At 66.9% G+C, this 17,432-nt stretch carries 16 protein-coding genes; 5 read left to right on the forward strand and 11 right to left on the reverse strand.

What is annotated here, in order from left to right; translation table 11 throughout:
• Positions 1-32: 32 nt before the first annotated feature.
• From NX780_RS23295 to NX780_RS23305, 3 genes are all read right to left on the reverse strand, one after another.
• Complete coding sequence (locus tag NX780_RS23295) at positions 33-1,025, reverse strand: MYG1 family protein (protein ID WP_258830277.1); 993 nt, start codon at positions 1,023-1,025, stop codon at positions 33-35.
• A 164-nt stretch (positions 1,026-1,189) separates the two neighbouring features.
• On the reverse strand, positions 1,190-2,017 hold the full coding sequence (gene fdhD, locus NX780_RS23300; protein WP_258830278.1) for a formate dehydrogenase accessory sulfurtransferase FdhD: 828 nt from the start codon (positions 2,015-2,017) through the stop codon (positions 1,190-1,192).
• Positions 2,014-4,320 carry an FdhF/YdeP family oxidoreductase gene (locus tag NX780_RS23305; protein WP_258830279.1) on the reverse strand — a complete coding sequence of 769 codons (2,307 nt, stop codon included), beginning with the start codon at positions 4,318-4,320 and terminating at the stop codon, positions 2,014-2,016. The genes fdhD and NX780_RS23305 overlap by 4 nt, the downstream gene beginning before the upstream one ends.
• Positions 4,321-4,591: 271 nt before the next feature.
• Here NX780_RS23305 and NX780_RS23310 point away from each other — a divergent pair, with 271 nt between their 5' ends.
• Positions 4,592-5,938: an SGNH/GDSL hydrolase family protein gene (locus NX780_RS23310; RefSeq protein ID WP_258830280.1), complete on the forward strand. Its 1,347-nt coding sequence runs from the start codon at positions 4,592-4,594 to the stop codon at positions 5,936-5,938.
• A 184-nt stretch (positions 5,939-6,122) separates the two neighbouring features.
• Here the strand turns inward: NX780_RS23310 and NX780_RS23315 are convergent, their stop codons facing one another.
• Both NX780_RS23315 and NX780_RS23320 read right to left on the reverse strand, forming a co-directional pair.
• Positions 6,123-6,734: a tetratricopeptide repeat protein gene (locus tag NX780_RS23315; RefSeq protein ID WP_258830281.1), complete on the reverse strand. Its 612-nt coding sequence runs from the start codon at positions 6,732-6,734 to the stop codon at positions 6,123-6,125.
• A 92-nt stretch (positions 6,735-6,826) separates the two neighbouring features.
• Complete coding sequence (locus NX780_RS23320; RefSeq protein ID WP_258830282.1) at positions 6,827-7,612, reverse strand: GIN domain-containing protein; 786 nt, start codon at positions 7,610-7,612, stop codon at positions 6,827-6,829.
• 363 nt (positions 7,613-7,975) lie between these two features.
• On the opposite strand from NX780_RS23320, the gene NX780_RS23325 reads away from it, so the two are divergent.
• From NX780_RS23325 to NX780_RS23340, 4 genes are all read left to right on the forward strand, one after another.
• On the forward strand, positions 7,976-9,370 hold the full coding sequence (locus NX780_RS23325) for a M16 family metallopeptidase (RefSeq protein ID WP_258830283.1): 1,395 nt from the start codon (positions 7,976-7,978) through the stop codon (positions 9,368-9,370).
• 10 nt (positions 9,371-9,380) lie between these two features.
• The gene (locus NX780_RS23330; protein ID WP_258830284.1) at positions 9,381-10,790 is read left to right on the forward strand and encodes a M16 family metallopeptidase; all 1,410 of its coding nucleotides are present in this window, start codon (positions 9,381-9,383) and stop codon (positions 10,788-10,790) included.
• A 127-nt stretch (positions 10,791-10,917) separates the two neighbouring features.
• On the forward strand, positions 10,918-11,343 hold the full coding sequence (locus NX780_RS23335) for a BPSL0067 family protein (protein WP_258830285.1): 426 nt from the start codon (positions 10,918-10,920) through the stop codon (positions 11,341-11,343).
• A 3-nt stretch (positions 11,344-11,346) separates the two neighbouring features.
• Complete coding sequence (locus NX780_RS23340) at positions 11,347-11,766, forward strand: STY0301 family protein (RefSeq protein WP_258830286.1); 420 nt, start codon at positions 11,347-11,349, stop codon at positions 11,764-11,766.
• 148 nt (positions 11,767-11,914) lie between these two features.
• Here NX780_RS23340 and NX780_RS23345 read toward each other — a convergent pair whose 3' ends face one another.
• The 6 genes from NX780_RS23345 to NX780_RS23370 all read right to left on the reverse strand — a co-directional run bounded on the left by NX780_RS23345 (position 11,915) and on the right by NX780_RS23370 (position 17,425).
• The gene (locus tag NX780_RS23345) at positions 11,915-12,232 is read right to left on the reverse strand and encodes a DMT family transporter (RefSeq protein WP_258830287.1); all 318 of its coding nucleotides are present in this window, start codon (positions 12,230-12,232) and stop codon (positions 11,915-11,917) included.
• A gap of 91 nt (positions 12,233-12,323) precedes the next feature.
• A complete protein-coding gene (locus NX780_RS23350; protein WP_258830288.1) occupies positions 12,324-14,222 on the reverse strand; it encodes an ATP-binding response regulator in 1,899 nt (632 codons plus the stop codon).
• Positions 14,219-15,589, reverse strand: a complete 1,371-nt coding sequence (locus NX780_RS23355; protein WP_258830289.1) for an ATP-binding protein — start codon at positions 15,587-15,589, stop codon at positions 14,219-14,221. Before NX780_RS23355 ends, NX780_RS23350 begins: the two co-directional genes overlap by 4 nt.
• Complete coding sequence (locus NX780_RS23360; RefSeq protein ID WP_258830290.1) at positions 15,586-16,614, reverse strand: ATP-binding SpoIIE family protein phosphatase; 1,029 nt, start codon at positions 16,612-16,614, stop codon at positions 15,586-15,588. Before NX780_RS23360 ends, NX780_RS23355 begins: the two co-directional genes overlap by 4 nt.
• The gene (locus tag NX780_RS23365; RefSeq protein WP_258830291.1) at positions 16,602-17,069 is read right to left on the reverse strand and encodes an anti-sigma regulatory factor; all 468 of its coding nucleotides are present in this window, start codon (positions 17,067-17,069) and stop codon (positions 16,602-16,604) included. The genes NX780_RS23360 and NX780_RS23365 overlap by 13 nt, the downstream gene beginning before the upstream one ends.
• Entirely contained in the window at positions 17,069-17,425 is a 357-nt protein-coding gene (locus tag NX780_RS23370) for an STAS domain-containing protein (protein ID WP_258830292.1), read from the reverse strand. The genes NX780_RS23365 and NX780_RS23370 overlap by 1 nt, the downstream gene beginning before the upstream one ends.
• Positions 17,426-17,432: the final 7 nt, after the last annotated feature.

The following is a 17,432-nucleotide window of genomic DNA, read 5'->3' on the forward strand; positions in this document are numbered from 1 at the left end:
CAGGGCGAGCCCACACTGAACGGTGACAGCGCCTAACTCATGGGCGTGACCGCCGGGCGCGGCACGAAGAGCGGCGTCTCGCCGCTGTCGACGGCCTGCAGGGCCTGCAGCGCCATCGCATAGGCGCCGTTGTAGGACTTGGCCGCGGCGATGAAGCGGCCGTTGTGGCAGAACTTCGCGTCAGGCACGCCGGTGACCGCCGCCAGATCCGCGTCGCGCAGCCCTGCCCAGCTTTCCGGCAGGTCGGCGCGCGCATCGAAGGTGTCGACGGTCGCCGGCACCGTGTGCAGCATGTGACGGTCTTCCGAGCGGCTGTAGCTGATCACGAACAGCACCTTCGGCATTTCCTTGCGCACCACCGAGGTCCAGGGCAGCGCCGCGTTCTTCAGGAACAGCAGGCGGCCGTTTTCCAGCACCTCGGCCTGGCGCACCTGCGACAGGGCCAGCGTCGCGCCGACGCGGTACTTGACGGCGTTGGCCATCACGTCGGTAAGAAAAGCCATCACCTTGCGGAACTGGGCCAGGCGAAAGGCTTCTGCTTCAAGCCCGTAGCCGAGGCGTTCCTCGTCCATCCAGTTCGGGTTATAGCCCGACACCACCGCCGACAGGCCGTAGCCGCCCGGCGCATTCTTGGCGGCGCCGACGTCCGACAGATCCAGGTATTGCACGATGTCGCCATCGATGGCGTAGGCCATCTGCTGGGCCGTCTCCTCGTCGAGCTGCTGGCCGGTGTGCTGGAGGGCGAGCGCGGCCACGCAGCGCGCGCCGTATTCGCGCCAGACCAGGCCGGCGCTGGCATAGGGCACGCCTGACATGCGGGCGCCGTCGAAGCCTTTCTGGTGATGGTCGAAGCGGCCCGTGGCCGGGTCCCAGATGCCGCCGACGTCGACGGCGAAGTCGCCCGACTCGATGATGGCCGGGTCGCGGGTGCGGACGATCTCCGCTTCAGGGAACAGGATGTGCAGGACGGCCACCGCCCATGCGTCGTCGGCGTGGAACTTGCCGTTGTGGGTCACGATGACCATGAATACTCCAGGATGCGCAGTGCGAAGGGTGGCATCATACTCCGATCACGATGATGCCTGTAGGGTGTTCGGCTCTGCCGAACGCGCGTTCAACCCGCGTGAGAATGGACGATACGCCTCATCTCGCCGTGCATTTGAACGCGCGGTCGGCGAAGCCGACCACCCTACGAAAGTCGTTCGCGGTGGCTGTAGAGCACGTGCCGCCCGCCGCGCACGAAACCGGCCAGCGTGAGGCCGGCCTGCTGCGCCAGCTGCACCGCCAGCGCGGTCGGCGCCGAGATCGCACCCAGCAGCGGGATGCCTGCGCGCGCGGCTTTCTGCACCATCTCGAAGCTGGCGCGGCTGGTCACTACCGCGAAGCCGGCGGCCGTGTCGATACCGTCGCGCGCCAGAGCGCCCACCAGCTTGTCGAGCGCGTTGTGGCGGCCCACGTCTTCGCGCACGCAGCGCAGCTCTCCGTCGCGGCCGGCCCAGCCGGCCGCGTGCACGGCGCCGGTCGCGTGGTGCAGTTCCTGGCGCGCGGCCATCGCCGCCATGGCCCGGTGCAGGGCGTCCGCGTCGAAGCGCACCGCCGGTCCATCGCGTGGCGGATCGAAGGACTCATCCTCGAAACAGGCCAGGCTCTCGACGCCGCACAGGCCGCAACCGGTGCGGCCCGTGCGGGCGCGCCGCGTTTCCTTCAGCCGCATCATGGCGCCGCCGGCAATCCGCATCTCGATCGCGATGCCATGGGCGCCCTCTTCCACCTCGAGCCCGTAGATATCGCGCGCGCTGCGCACGATGCGCTCGCCCAGCGAGAAGCCGATCGCAAAGTCTTCCAGGTCCAGGGGAGACGCCAGCATCACCGCATGGCTGATGCCGTTGTACACCAGGGCCACCGGCACTTCCTCGGCCACCAGCTCCGCGCCGTCTTCGCACACGCCCTCGCGCCAGCGCGCGGCCGGCAGGCGGCTCGCGCCCGCCGGCGCGAAGAAGCCCTCGCCCGCGTTCATGACAGCCTCCCGCCGCGCTCGAGGATGACGTCGATCGCCTTGGCCGCCGGCACCTTGCTCTCCTTCGCGTGGTGCCACAGCGGGATCAGGGCATTCAGTTCCGGATAGTAGCCGGCGATACAGCCCTCCGGCACGTCGTAGGGCACCACCGCCAGGCCGTCGACACGGCGCTCGACGCCATCCATGGCCGCGGTGCGCAGCGATACCAGTTCGCCCTCGCGCAGTGCGTAGCGCGCCACGTCCGCGCGCGCCATGAACAGCACCATGCGGCTGCCCTGCACACCGCGGAAGTGGTCGTCGTAGTTGTAGATGGTGGTGTTGAACTGGCCGTCGCTGCGCACGGTGAAGAGGCGCAGCGTTTGCGGGCCGCCGCGCAGGTCCGGATTGCCCTGCAGGGCCTCGGGCGCCGTGAAGTGGGCCTTGCCGGATTCGGTCTTCCAGACCCGGTGCGCGGCGCCCAGCGGCCGGCGAAAGCCGCCTGGCGTCCACATGCGCGCATTGAAGTCGTGGAAGATGTCGGGGTAGGTCTCGGCGATGGCCTCGCGCACCAGGGAATAATCGCCCACCCAGCGGTCCCAGTCCACGTTCGGGTTTGGGTCGAGGGTGGCCTTGGCCAGGCCCGCCACGATGGCCGGCTCGGACAGCAGCGTGGACGCCACGGGTTCGGCGCGCCCGCGCGAGCCGTGCATGCAGCCGGTGCTGTCCTCGACCGTCACGTCCTGCTCTCCGCCGGCCTGGCGGTCGATCTCGATCCGGCCCAGGCAAGGCAGCAGGTAAGACGCCTTGCCGTGGATGACGTGGTTACGATTGAGCTTGGTGGCGATCTGCACGGTAAGGGGAATCTCGCGCCAGGCCTTCTCCATCAGGCCGCGTTCCGGCACCGCGCGCACGAAGTTGCCGCCCAGGCCGATGAAGGCGTCCACCTTGCCGGCCAGGATGGCCTCGCAGGCCTCGACCGTGTTCATGCCGGCCTTGCGCGGCGGCTCGAAGCCGTATTGTTCCTTGAGCTTGTCGAGCGGCGCCAGCTCGGGCTTCTCGGTGATGCCGACGGTGCGCTGGCCCTGCACATTGGAGTGCCCGCGCACCGGACACACGCCGGCGCCCGGCTTGCCGATGTTTCCGCGCAGGAGCAGCAGGTTGACGATCATCGTCACGTTCTGCACCCCGTTGCGGTGCTGGGTCAGGCCCATGCCGTAGATGCCCATCACGGCGCCCGCCTCGCAGTAGGCCTCGGCCGCGGCCTCGAGGTCGGCGCGCCGCAGGCCGGATTCGCGCTCGATGTCAATCCAGCCGCAGGCGCGCACCGACTGCTCGAACTCCGCGAACCCGTGCGTGTGCTCCTGGATGAAGGCGACGTCGAGCACGCGCTGCGCGCCGGCGCGCTGGGCCGCGTCGTCGCGGTCGAAGACGGCCTTGCACAGGCCCATGATGGCCGCCGTGTCGCCGCCCGGCTTGACCTGGTGGTACTGGGTGCTGATCGGGGTCTCATGCCCGGTCAGCATTTCGACCGGGGACTGCGGATTCGTGAAGCTGACCAGGCCACGCTCGCGCAAGGGGTTGAAGGTAATGATCGGCACGCCGCGCCTACGCGCTTCCTGCAGCTGGTGCAACATGCGCGGGCTGTTCACGCCGACGTTCTGGCCGAAGAAGAAGATGCAGTCGGTTTCCTCGAAATCGTGCAGCACCACGGTGCCGACCGGCACGCCGATGGTCTTCTGCAGCCCGACCGAGGTGCTTTCGTGGCACATGTTCGAGCTGTCCGGCAGGTTGTTGTTGCCGTACATGCGGGCGAACAGGGAATACATATAGGAGGTCTCGAGCGAGGCGCGGCCCGAGGCGTAGAACACCACCTGTTCCCTGGCCATGCCGCGCAAGGTGGCGCCGATCTCGGCGAACGCCGTCTCCCAGCTCACCTCGCGGTAGGTGTCGCTGGCGGCGTCCCAGCGCAGCGGCACGGTCAGGCGGCCCTGGTCTTCCAGCGTGTGGTCGTCCCAGGCTTCGAGCTCGGTGACGGTGTGCCGCTCGAAGAAGTCGGCGCCGATGGTCTTGCTGGTGGTTTCCCAGGCGGTGGCCTTGGCGCCGCTCTCGCAGAACTCGAAGGGATGCGGATTGGCAGGCTTGGCCCAGGCGCAGCTGACGCAGGCATAGCCATCCGGCTTGTTCTGCTTCAGCAGCAGGCGACTGTCCTTGATCGGCACGCGCTGGTCCAGCAGGATCGTCGACACCTTGGCCAGCGAACCCCAGCCGCCCGCCGGCATGGTCGCGCGGCCGATCTTCACGTCCTTACCCGAATGATTGCTCATGTCTGCTCCTTGCGCGTCGATGGCCTACCGTAGCCGCCTCATGTCCAACGCTCGGTGCGCCGCCGAACAATGGGAGGCAATCGCCGGGTCAAGTGGGGTACAAGATTTCTCTCAGCGTCATGGAAAATTCTTGCAGGAATATTAATCTTTGCAGCTTTCGATGCGGCGCAAAGGGAGAGGTTGTTGCCTTCTTGTCCATGTCCCGCTGGCTGGGTAGATTGGTCATGCGAACTCATGCGTATCGCATGGGCGCCTTTTTCGGGAGCACACGATGAACCGCATCTTGCCCACCCTTGTCCACGCCGCGCAGCGCCTGGCGGCCGCCTTCACCCTCCCCACATCAAGCGTCCAGCCGCCGCGGCGCCGCCTCTTCCTGTCCGGCGCCATGCTGGCCGCCGCGATCGCCTTCACCAGCCAGCCGGCCGGCGCACAAAGCTGGCAGAACGAACACTGGCTTGGTGCCTGGGGCACCGCGCCGGCCGGTCCGCCGCCGGACACGAGCCTGCAGACCTTCACCGACCAGACGCTGCGCCTCATTGTCCACACCAGCATCGGCGGCAACCGGGTGCGCATCCGGGTGTCGAATGAACTGGGCAGCACGCCCCTGACGATCGGCGCCGCCCGCATCGGCCTGCGCGCGGCCGGCTCGGACGTAGCAGCCGGCACCGACCGCGCCCTCACCTTCGGGGGCCGCAGCTTCGTCACCATCCCGCCTGGCGCCCCGGCGCTGTCCGACCCGGTGGAGCTGAACGTCCCGCCACTATCCGACCTGGCCGTGAGCCTCTACCTGCCGGGCACCGTGCAGGCAACGACCGTGCACCAGCTGGCGCTGCAGACCAACTACGTCTCCCTGCCCGGCAACTTCACGGCCGCGCCGACGCTGCCCGTGCAGCGCACCATCCAGGTCTGGCCCTTCCTCACCGAAGTCGACGTCGATTCGCTAGGGCCCACCATCGTCACCCTGGGCGATTCGATCACGGACGGCACCCGCAGCACGCTAGACACCAACAACCGCTGGCCCGACTGGCTGGCGCGCCGCCTGCAGACCGAGCGCGACCCGGTCCTCGGCATCAACGCGCGCTTCGGCGTGGTCAACCGCGGCATCAGCGGCAACCGCCTGCTGGGCAATTCGCCGAACACCCTGGCGGGGCGCAGCGCGCAGGAGCGTTTCGACCGCGACGTGCTGGCGACCGCCGGCGTGCGCTACCTGGTGATCCTGATCGGGATTAACGACATCGGCAACAGCTCGGCCACGAACCCGGTCACGGCGGAAGACCTGATCGCCGGCTACCGCCAGCTGATCCTGCGCGCCCGCGCCAAGGGCATCAGCGTGATCGGCGCCACCCTGACGCCGTTCGAAGGAGCGGGCTACTACTCGCCCGAGAAGGAGGTCGTGCGCCAGGCCGTGAACAACTGGATCCGCAACAACGACGAGTTCGACGCCGTGATCGACTTCGACCGCGCCACCCGCGACCCGGCGCATCCGACGCGCTTGCTGCCGGCGTATGACAGCGGAGACCATTTGCATCCGAACGATCTCGGCTACCAGGCGATGGGGAATGCGGTGCCCTTGTCCTTGTTCAGAAGCGCGGCCAAGGCAGCCGCGCCCGTCAAGTAGGGGTGCACCGGTCCAGTGGACCGGTGCACGGCTCCGCCGAACGCGCGTTCAACCACATGGTGAACAATCGCGTAGCAGCCATTCACAGTGGAGTTGAACGCGCGGTCGGCGAAGCCGGCCACCCTACAAAACCCGGCAGCGCCCGTGAATGAAAAAACCGCCGGGCTAGGCCGGCGGTTCAAAATCAGGAATTCGTGCCCGTGCGCGACGTCGTCGGCAGCGGCCTGCCCGGCTTCCACGTGCGCGACAGCGACTGCGCCTCCTCGATCTGTTCCTGCGTCATCTGGCGCGAGATCGCGGCGCGCTGCTCGACCGCATTGTGGTTGCCGCTGGCGGCGGCCAGGTTCCACAGCATATAGGCCAGCACCATGTCCTGCGGCATGCCGGCCTGGTGGTAGCGGTACATCAGGCCGAGCGCGTGCTGGGCCTCGGCGTGCCCCTGCTCGGCCGCCCTGCGGAACCAGGCCACGGCGTGGCGCTGGTCTTGCGGGACGGCGTTGCCGGTGTAGTACATGGCGCCGACCACGTACTGCGCGTCGGACTTGCCCTGCAGGGCGGCCTTGTGGTGCCAGGCGAAGGCCTGCTTGTAGTCGCGCGCGACGCCGCGGCCCATGTAATACATCAGGCCCAGCAAATGCTGGGCATCCGCATGGCCGGCCTTGGCGAGCGGGACGATCTCTCTCAGTGCTGTCGCGTAGTTGCGCGCGTTATAGGCGCTGGCACCTTCCGCGAAGCCCGCATGCGCACCGGCCTGCAGGCCCAGTGCGAACGCGAACGCTACGAATAGTTTTTTCATGTCTCGTGCAGGGAATTCAGGATCTCTACGAACCCTTGTCCTCGTAAGGACTCACCTTGTTCTTGTTGTGCTGCGTGTTCTTGTTCTGGTCTTTACTTCCAGCTCACCTTGCCGAGGCCGTCGACGCTGACCTTGCGGTTGACCGGCTTGCCGTGCACCGTCACCGAGCCGAGGCCCGACAGCGTCAGGTTGGCGCTTTCCTTGGCGGTGATGGTCGCATTGCCCAGTCCCGACAGCTCGAGGGTCACGTTCTCGGCCGAGAAGGCCTGGGCATCGAGCCCGCCCAGTCCGCCGAGTTCGGCCTTGAGCTGGCGGCTGCGGCCGGACAGGGTCACGTAGCCGGCGCCGCGCAGGTTCAGTTCGACGCTCTCGCTGTTGATGCCATTGACGCGCATGCTGCCGACGCCGCCCAGGTTGGCGCTCAGGACCCTGTAATTACATGATACATTCATTGAGCCGGCCCCATCGAGGTTGAGCTCGAGTTCGTCGCCCGAGAAGCCGCTGACCACGGTGCCGCCCACGCTCTCCGAGGTCACCTCGCGCAGGTTCGGCAGGGTCAGCTCCGCGTGCAGCCCCATGCTGCGTCCGAGGTTGATGCTCACGCCACGGGTCTCGGTGCCGATATTGAGGGTGTCGCCACTCTGCATCGTGGTGGTCTTGCCCAGCAGGCGGGGATCCCCGGTGAGCACCAGCATCGGCGTCGCGCCCTGGCGAATCTTCATGTCCACTACCCCGTCCAGCTTGACGCGCACCACCCGCGCGTCGATCGGCCGGGTCTCGGTCGCCGTTTCCGGAGCCGCCTGGGCGACGCCGATGCAGGCGAGCAGCGAGGCGCACAGGGCCATGAAGACGAGGCCCGGCTTGGAAAGGTTTGTCATTAGATTCTCCGAATACATGTTCTTTGGTTTGGCGACGGTCGGGGGCGCGTAGCCCTGGCCTATCTTGGCATGTTGCAACTATATCGATTTTGTCATCACATACCTACCTGTCTGCGATGAACTGCACAAATCGCGGTCCAGGGTGACGTATGCGTGGACGGATGCTTGTTGCGCAATATCGACACAACAATAGATTTATCGCAAAAAATCGCGAATATGCATGCGAAAAAAGATTACTTATTGGCATGCCACTACGCTAAGATGCAGCGCACGATGGCCACCGCCGTCTGTACAAACCCATGGAGACAAATGGGTAACAATTCACTTCGCAGTCCCGTTCTGCGTTCATTTTCGAGGTCACCCATGCGCATGCGCCAATTACCTGTTTTGCTGGCCGGGCTCACCTTTTCGCTGTCGGCGTTCGCCGCATCAAGCGACCAGTGGACCCTGCCGATCAACGTCAAGAAGCTCGACAACGGCCTGACCGTCATCGTCACCGAAGACCACAGTTCGCCGACGGTCGGCGTGTCGGTCGTCTACCACGTGGGCATGCGCCTGGAACCGAAGAACCGCACCGGCTTCGCCCACCTGTTCGAGCACCTGATGTTCCAGGGAACCCCGAACGCCAAGAAAGGCGTGTTCGACACCACCATCACCGCAGGCGGCGGCCGCAACAATGGCTCGACCCGTCCCGACTACACCAACTACATCGAGACCGCGCCGGTGTCGGCGCTGGAACCGATCCTGTGGCTGGAAGCGGACCGCATGAAGACCCTCGACTTCAACCCGGCCACGCTGAAGAACCAGCAGGACGTGGTGAAGGAAGAGATCCGCGTGAACGTGAAGAACCAGCCCTATGGCGGCTTCTACTGGATCGATATCGGCCAGCACGCCTTCCAGAAATGGGAAAACAACCATGACGGCTACGGCAGCTTCGAAGACCTCGAGAACGCCAGCCTGGACGACGTGCGCGCCTTCCACCGCGACTACTACGGCCCGAACAACGCGGTGCTGGCGATCGCCGGCGACATCACCCCGCAACAGGGCTTCGCGCTGGCGCAGAAGTACTTCGGCTCGATCAAGGCCCGCCCGACCCCGAAACCGACCGACTTCAGCGAAGGCCTCAACACCGCCGAGAAGCGCGTGGTGCAGAGCGACGCCCTGGCCCAGGTGCCGGCCATCGCCGCGGCCTGGAAGGTGCCGCCGCGCGGCCACCGCGACCAGGCCGCCATGGCCGTGGTCGGTGAACTGCTGGGCGGCGGCGACGCTTCCCTGTTCTACCAGGGCCTGGTGAAAGGCCGCGAGATCGCGCTGAACGTCGACACCCTGTTCGGTCTGACCGGTCCCTTCGAATACGACGGCCCGACCGTGATGACCGTGTTCGCGCTGTACAAGCCGAACAGCAGCGCCGACGCCATGCTCAAGGCCATGGACGAGGAGATCGCCAAGGTCGCCAAGGACGGCGTCGACGATGCGACCCTGAAGCGCGTGAAGACCCGCATCCTGGCCGACTGGAACAACCAGCTGGAGAGCTTCATCAACCGCGCCGACACCCTGGCGAAGATGCAGGTGCTGTGGGGCGACGCCAACGTGGTCAACAAGATCCCGGGCTGGATCGAAGCCGTGACCTCGGAAGACATCCAGCGCGCGGTGCGCACCTACCTGGTGCCGAGCAACCGCACCGTCATCGACCGCAAGCCGGCCGCGATGCTCGCGACCCCGACCGCCGCAGCCGCCCCGGCCGCCGCAAAACAATAAGGAGCACATCATGAAGAAACTGATGCTCGCAATCGCCGTCACGGCCGCCTTCGCGCCGATGGCTTATGCCGCCCCCGCTGCGAAAGAGCTGCCCATGCCCGCCTATGGCAAGGACAAGCCGATCCCGGTACCGAAGATCACCAAGAGCACCCTGAAAAACGGCCTGACCGTCTGGGTCGTGCCGCGCAAGGGCCTGCCGCGCGTGGATTACGTGCTGGCCGTGCGCGGCGCCGGCTTCGCGGCCGACGCGCCGGCGACGCCGGCCTTCGCCAACATGCTGGCGGGCCTGCTCAACGAAGGCACCGAGAAGCGCGACTCGCGCGCGATCGCCGAAGCGGCCCAGGGCATGGGCGGCTCGGTCGCCGCCAGCGCCACCTCGGACGGCATCATCGTCTCGGCCAACGCCCTGCTCTCGCACTCGGCCCCGATGATGCAGCTGCTGGCCGAAGTCGCGCGCACGCCCTCCTTCCCGGAAAGCGAAGTCAAGCTGGCCAAGGCCAATGCGCTGCAGTCGCTGCGCGTGTCCGAGACCCAGCCGGGCTTCCGCGCGGAGCGCGCGATCAACCGCGCCGTCTACGGCGAGCACCCGTACAGCCGCACCACCCCGACGGTGGAAGCGATCAACGCCGTGAGCCAGGACATGCTGCGCAGCGAGCACGCCAAGCGCATGCGTCCTGACCACGCCCTCCTGGTGATCACCGGCCCGGTCAAGGAGCTTGATGCGCTCAAGCTCGCCGAGCAGGCCTTCGGCGACTGGAAGGTCAGCGGCCCGTCGATCGCCGACACCGCGCCGGCGCCAAGCGCGGCCAAGCCTGCGCGCATCCTGCTGCAGCGCGACGGCAGCGTGCAGTCGACCCTGCGCCTGGGCAGCCCCGGCATCGCCGCCAGCGCCCAGGACCAGATCCCGTTGCGCCTGGCCAGCACCATCCTCGGCGGCGGCTTCTCGAGCCGCGTGAATATCAACCTGCGCGAGGCCAAGGGCTACACCTACGGCGCCTCGGCCGGTGCGCGCCTGAACCGCGCGGGCGGCTCGATCATCGGCGGCGCCGACGTGCGCAACGAGGTGACCGGCGCGGCGCTGAACGAGTTCTTCAGCGAGTACAAGCGCATCGGCAGCGAACTGGTGCCGGCCAAGGAAATGGAGATGAACAAGCGTTATGTGGCCGGCGGCTACATGATCAGCAACCAGCTCCAGCGCGCCGTCGCCGGCACCCTGGCCTCCAACTGGCTGGTCGGCCTGCCCGCCGAGTTCCTCGGCGAGTACGTGCCGCGCATCCAGAAGGTCACGCCGGAACAGGTGCGCGATGTGTCGAAGAAGTACTACGCGCCGGAGAACCAGTCGATCGTGGTCGTGGGCGACCAGAAGGCGGTGGGCGAGCAGCTCAAGGCCTTCGGTGAGTTTACGGTGACGGACAAGTAATCCAACGCCAGGCGCCCTGCAAAACCCCGCATTTCTGCGGGGTTTTGTTTTTCTTGGGCTCCGTCACGCATACACTTGATGGTTTTCAAATCACGTTCAACCTGAGCCGGAAACAATTTCCTCCTAATTGCAAGGAGGACGCATATACCGCTATCCGAAAGCCAGTTCCCTGGAAGGCAGCAAACCTGTACGCGATGGAGAATGCGTCGCGCTGGTTCAACACTATGCCCATGTGCCCCATACTACCCAATGGCGTGCCGGCGCCCAGGTGCTCGATGCACCCATTGGCCTGATGCCTGGCACCGCTATCGCAACCTTCGTGAATGGCCGCTACCCGCAAGTCGGGAAAGGTACGCGGCATGCGGGATTCTTCCTGCACTATGGGCCGTTCGGCAGCGACGGCAAACCGAAAGGCATCTGGATCATGGAACAATTTACCTACCCTCCAACCAGGACCGTGCAGGCACGCTACATCGGGCGGAAAGGCAAGAATTCCGATGGCTCATGGTCGAGCCCGAGCAACAATGCCGATGCCTTCTTCGTGATCGAGTAAGCCGTGCGCAAATCAGTCACTCTAGTACTGCTCGCGCTTGCCGCTCACGCACCGGCAAAGGAGCAGAAGATCGCCTGCCCGGAAGAACTGGAAGCGGCGGCGGTGCGCATCACCGAACCGCCAAAGGGATGGAGCGGCCTGGTTCCCGCGCGCTTCCGGCTCCAGGCAGCCGGCATCACCCTCGGTCCGCTTGAACAGCATGCCGCGCAGTTGGGCGAGACCGAAAAGCTGGGCGGCAAGCGCTTCAAGGTCAGCTATCCTTTCATGAAGGATTCAAGCGAAGAGAAGTGGCTGACCTGCCGCTATGGGGTGAACGAAGGGCTGGTGCTGGGGAGGCGGTTGCCGGACGACACCCGGACGTGCGAGATGCTCTACACGCCCGATGGACACGGTCTGTTCGACATCGACATCACGTGCAAATAGTAGTCGCAACTCGCAGGATGGGCGGGGTACGCTCGGGCAGTACCCGGAATTCCCCGTCCACGCGGTTGACGCACGGTTGTGAGCCACGAAGCGGGCCAGGAAGCGTGATTTGAACGCGTGGGCAGAATCTGCCCACCCTACAAGGGCATCAGTCGGCCGACAGCTTCATCAAGACCAGGCCACTCACGATCAGCACCGCCGCGATGACCCGCATTGCGCTGGCCTGCTCGCCCAGCACAGTGATCCCGACGAGGAATGCCCCGACCGCGCCGATGCCGGTCCAGATCGTATAAGCAGTACCAAGGGGAATCGTGCGCATCGCCGCGGACAGCAGCACGAAGCTGACCACCATGCCGGCCAGCGTGACGAGGGTGGGCACGAGCCGCGTGAAGCCTGCCGACTGCTTCATCGCCACCGCCCACACCACTTCGAAGATACCCGCAACAAACAACATCAACCAAGCCATTGACCGGCTCTCCTTTCGAAAAGCCGGGCCGTCCCGGTCATTGTTCCCACTGCGGGGCAGGTCGTTCCTGCTAAACGTGATTCTAGCCGAATCAGCCTTTCAGCGCTTTCTCCAGGTCGTCCAGCTCGGCCGGCTTGACCAGGTGGGCGTCGAAGCCCGCTTCCTGGGCGCGGCGGCGGTCTTCGGGGGAACCATAGCCGGTGTGCGCCACCAGGCGGATGCCGGCCAGGGCCGGATTCTTCTTGATGCGGCGCGCGACCTCGTAGCCGTCCACGCCGGGCAGGCCGATGTCGAGCACGATCACCTGCGGCCTGTGGCGCAGCACCAGCTCTTCGATTTCGGAGGCATCCGAGGTGGTGCAGGTCTCGTAGCCCATCTCGGCCAGCAGGAAGCCCATCATTTCCATGGCGTCGACGTTGTCGTCCACCAGCAGCACGCGCATGCCGCTGCCGTCGCTCCCGGGCTGGGTGCAGTGCGGCTGCTCGCCCTGCGCGGAAGCGATGCGCAGCAGCGGCAGGTCCATGGTGAAGGTGCTGCCCAGGCCGATGCCGGGGCTGCTGGCCTCCAGGCGGCCGCCGTGCAGTTCCAGCAGGTGCGAGACCAGCGACAGGCCGATGCCCAGGCCTTCCGGCGCGCGGTCCGGCGGCACCTCGACCTGGGTGAACATGCCGAAGATGCGCGGCAGGTTGTCCTCGGCGATGCCGATGCCGTTGTCGCGCACGGCGATGCGTACGCGGCCCTCGTTCGCCAGGCTGACGGAGAGATTGATTTTCCCGCCCTTCGGCGTGAACTTGGCGGCGTTGTGCAGCAGGTTGCCGATCGACTGGGCCAGGCGCACCGGGTCGCCCGAGACCCACACCTCTTCCTCCGGCAGCTGCACCTCGAGCTGGTGCTCGCGCGCGGCGATCAGGGGACTGGCGGTCTCGATCGCCTGGTTGATCACGGCGCCCAGGTCCACGTCCTCGGTGCGCAGCACGATCTTGCCCTCCGAGATGCGGGCCACGTCGAGCAGGTCGTCGACCAGGTGCGCCAGGTGGTCGACCTGGCGCGTGATGACTTCGCGGGCGCGCGCCTGGCGTTCGCCCCCGCCGGGACCGTCGCCCGTGGCGCCGAGCAGCGCGGCGGCGTTGCGGATCGGGCTGAGCGGGTTGCGCAGCTCGTGCGCCAGCGTGGCCAGGAACTGGTTCTTGTTGCGGTCGGCCGCACGCAGCAGCGCTTCCATCTCCTTGCGCGCCGTGATGTCGCTGGTCACGCGCGCCACGCGGTAGACCGCGCCGCGCGTGTCGCGCACCGGGAACAGGCGGTCGCGCACCCAGCGCGTGCCGCCGTTCGGGGCGCTGATGCGGAACTCGTCGTCGTAGTGCGGCGCGTCCGTGAGGCGGCTCCAGCGCTCCCTGACGCGCTCGCGGTCGTCCGGATGCACGGCATCCAGCCAGCCGCCCGGCTCCTGGCGCAGCGACTCCACGCTCCTGCCCCAGATGTCGGCGTAGGCCGGGCTGACGTAGACCAGGCTGCCCTCGGGCACGGAGAACATCCAGAACACGTCGTCGATGTTGTCGGTGAGCTGGCGGAAGCGCTCTTCGCTGTCGCGCAGCTGGACCTGGGTTTGGCGCATGCGCAGCAGCGCGTTGACGTTGGCGATCAGCTCGTCGGCCTCGATCGGCGCGGCCAGGTAGTTGTCGGCGCCGCCCTCCAGGCCGCGGATCTTGTCGGCGCGCCCGGTCAGTGCGGCCGAGGTCTGCAGCACCAGCACCATGCTGCTGTCGGGGCTGGACTTGATGCGGCGGCACACCTCGATGCCGTTGATGTCCGGGAGCTTCACGTCGAGCAGCACCAGCGCCGGCGACAGGCGCCTGACCATGTCCAGCGCGTCGGTGCCGTTGGTCGCCTCCACCACTTCGTAGCCGGCGCCCTGCAGGATGCGGTTCTTGGCGTAGCGAGCGCCGTCGTTGTCGTCAACGTTGAGGATCAGGGTCGATTGCGGTTTCATGATTCGTTTCCGTCTTGATCAGGCGCCGGGAAGCGTCGCGGCAGGACCAGCGTGAAGGTGGAGCCGGCGCCTGGCGTGCTCACCACTTCCACCCGACCATGCAGCAGGTCTGCCAGCTTGCGGCACAGCGGCAGGCCGAGGCCCGTGCCCTTGCTGCGCCGCTGCAGCGGATGCTCGATCTGGCTGAACTCTTCGAAAATCAGTTGCAGGTTCTCCGGGCTGATGCCGATCCCGGTGTCGGCGACCGCGAACGCGATCGTGTCGTCCGCCGCATTGTGGGTGGCGCTGACCGTCACGCTACCACGCTCGGTGAACTTCAGGGCATTCGAAATGAAGTTGCGCAGGATCTGGGAGATCTTGCCCTCGTCCGTATCGAAGGCCTCCACCACCTCGGTGGGCGCGAAGACCAGTTCCACCCGCCCCTCGTCCACCAGCGGGCGCAGCATGCCCTTGAGGGCACGGAACAGGTTCTCGACGACCACCGGGGCCAGCTGCACCTCGACCTTGCCGGCCTCGATCTTGGCCAGGTCGAGCAGGTCGTTGACCAGCTCCGACAGGTCGTTGGCGGCCTTGGCGATGAACTGTACCTGGCGCTCCTGCTCGACCGTCAGGTCGCCGTCCATGCGGTCCAGCAGCAGCTGGGCCAGGGCGCGGATCGAGGACAGGGGTGTGCGCAGCTCGTGGCTGGTGTTCGACAGGAAGCGCGACTTCATCTCGTCCGCCTTGCGCAGGCGCTCGGCCTTGTCCTCGATCTCGGCGTACAGGGCGACGATGCCGCGGTTGGTGTCTTCCAGTTCGCGCGTCAGCGACAGCAGGTCTTCCTGGCGCTCGCGCAGCTCGGCCATGGTCGCCACCAGCTCCTGGTTCTGCAGCTGCAGCTCGTGCAGGGTGTTGGCGACCGGGCTGGACGCCAGGCGTTCGCTGATGTCGGCCAGCTGCGAAGTCTGCACAATGATCTGGGGCGGCAGGGCCTTGCGCATGGTGATGGCGGTGGCGATGCCCTCCTCCGGCTCGACGTCGCAGGAATCCATCAAGCGGTTCGCCGTGATCAGGGCCAGTTCGGGCAGCGAGCGGGTGATGCCTTCCTGCAGCCCGGCAGGGGCAGATGCCTTTCGCGGTCCGGCGCCTGGATTGATGGTCACTTCCAGGTGCTGGTAGGCGCCGAGCCTGACCAGGGAAAAGGCGGCGCGTCCGCCCGAACCCCGGTGGCAGGCCACGCGCGCCACTTCCGACACGGCGGTGGCGATGCGCACCTGGTCCTGCTGCGAAAAGCCGAGCAGTTCCGACAGCTGGCGGGCGCGCTGGCGCACCAGCACCACGTCCTGGTCGTTGTCCAGGGCCACGCTCAGGATGCGCTGACCGTTCATGCGTTTCCTTTCAGGCGGCGCACCACCAGCACCATGGCGTCGTCGCGGCGGCGGATGAAGTCGCGCATCAGCATGGCCGCGATCAGCACCGTGCTGCGCCCGGCCAGGCCGGGGTAGCGGGCCAGGTCCCATTGGGTCTGGATGCCGTCCGAATGCATGATGCACAGGGCGCCTGGCGCGAAGGGCAGCGCGAATTCCTGCACCTTGCGGATATTGTGGCCGACGATGCCGTTGTGCGAGACCAGCGGACGGCGGCCGTCGCCGATGACACAGCCGGCGATATTGCCCACGCCCGCGAAGCGCAGCTCATCCGACTCGAAATCGACGCGCGCGGTGGCCAGGGCCGCCCCACGGGTCGGGCGCAGCGCCTCGTGGGCGGCCTCCATCAACTGCCCCGCCTCGGCGCTCTTGTCGCGCCCGAGCGTCTTGACGGCCGCGGCGGCCGCGCGCGCGGCCTCGGGGCCGTGTCCCAGGCCGTCCGCGGCCAGCAGCGTGGCGCCGCGCGCGTCGCAGCGCACCGCCCAGCCGTCGCCGCACTCGTCCTCGCCGGCCATCGGCGTCCACAGGGCGCCGATCTCGACCCCGCACGGTTCCGGCGCCGGGACGTCGCGCCACAGGCGCATGAAGAAGGCGGCGCCCTGGCCCGGCTGGGTATAGACGTCGAACTCGTCGGACAGACGGCGCAGCGCGCCCAGGCCGTTGCCGGAGGTACCGGTGGTGGACATGCCGTCGACCAGGCAGGCGTCGACGTCGACGATGCCGGGGCCGTTGTCGAGCGCCAGCACGTCGACCCCGATGCCGGCCGCGGACTGCGCCGGTCCGATATGGATCTCGCCCTCGCCCGCATGCTTGAGGATGTTGGTCCCGGCTTCGGTGACGATCAGGGCCAGCTGCCCGGCGCGGATCTCGTTGAAGCCGAGTTCGTCGGCCAGGCGCTGGCCGGCGCGCCGCGCGGCGGCGATGTCGCTGGCATGGGTGATGGCGAACACCTGCTGCCGCGTCAGGGAACTGATCAGCGCTTCCATTTGACTACCAATACGGCAGTGCCCTCTCCCGGACGGCTGTCGATCTCGAATTCGTCGACCAGGCGCTTCGAACCGCCCAGTCCCAGGCCCAATCCGCCCCCGGTGGTGAAACCGTCGCGCAGCGCGCTGTCGAGGTCCACGATGCCGGGGCCGGCGTCGACGAACAGTAGGCCCACGCCGTTGCGGATGCCGTCCGCCAGGGTGTCGAGGTGAACCTCGCCGCCGCCGCCATACTTGAGGGTATTACGGGCCAGCTCGCTGGCGGCCGTGACCAGCTTGGTCTGGTCGACCAGGGACAAGGCAATGGCCACCGCGCGTTCGCGCACCTGCTTGCGCAGGCCTACGACGTCCTCGTCCGAGCGCAGGCGCAGGGTCACGCGTGCGGTGCGATGCTGGCGGTGGCGCTCCAGCAGGGGGGTCTCGAACAGGACTGCATTGGATTGCGCGTCCATCATCAATGGAAGTTCTTTCCGAGCAGGGTCATGCCCTTCTCGACGTTCAGGGCGGTCTTCACGCCGTGCAGGGTCAGGCCCAGCTCGACGAGGGTGATCGCCACCGCGGGCTGCATGCCCACCACCACCGTGCGGGCGTCGAGCACGCGCGCCATGGCGGCGGTGTTGCTGATCATGCGGCCGATGAAGGAGTCGACCAGGTCGAGCGCCGAGATGTCGATCAGGACGCCCTTGGCGCCGTCGGCCACGATGCGCTCGGTCAGGTCGTCCTGCAGCTGCATGGCGAGGCGGTCGTGCATGTCGACCTGGATCGTCACCAGGAGCAGGTCGCCCATGCGCAGGATAGGGATGCGTTCCATGTGCGGG

The sequence above is a fragment of the Massilia agri genome (assembly GCF_024753255.1).
Taxonomy (GTDB): domain Bacteria; phylum Pseudomonadota; class Gammaproteobacteria; order Burkholderiales; family Burkholderiaceae_D; genus Telluria; species Telluria agri.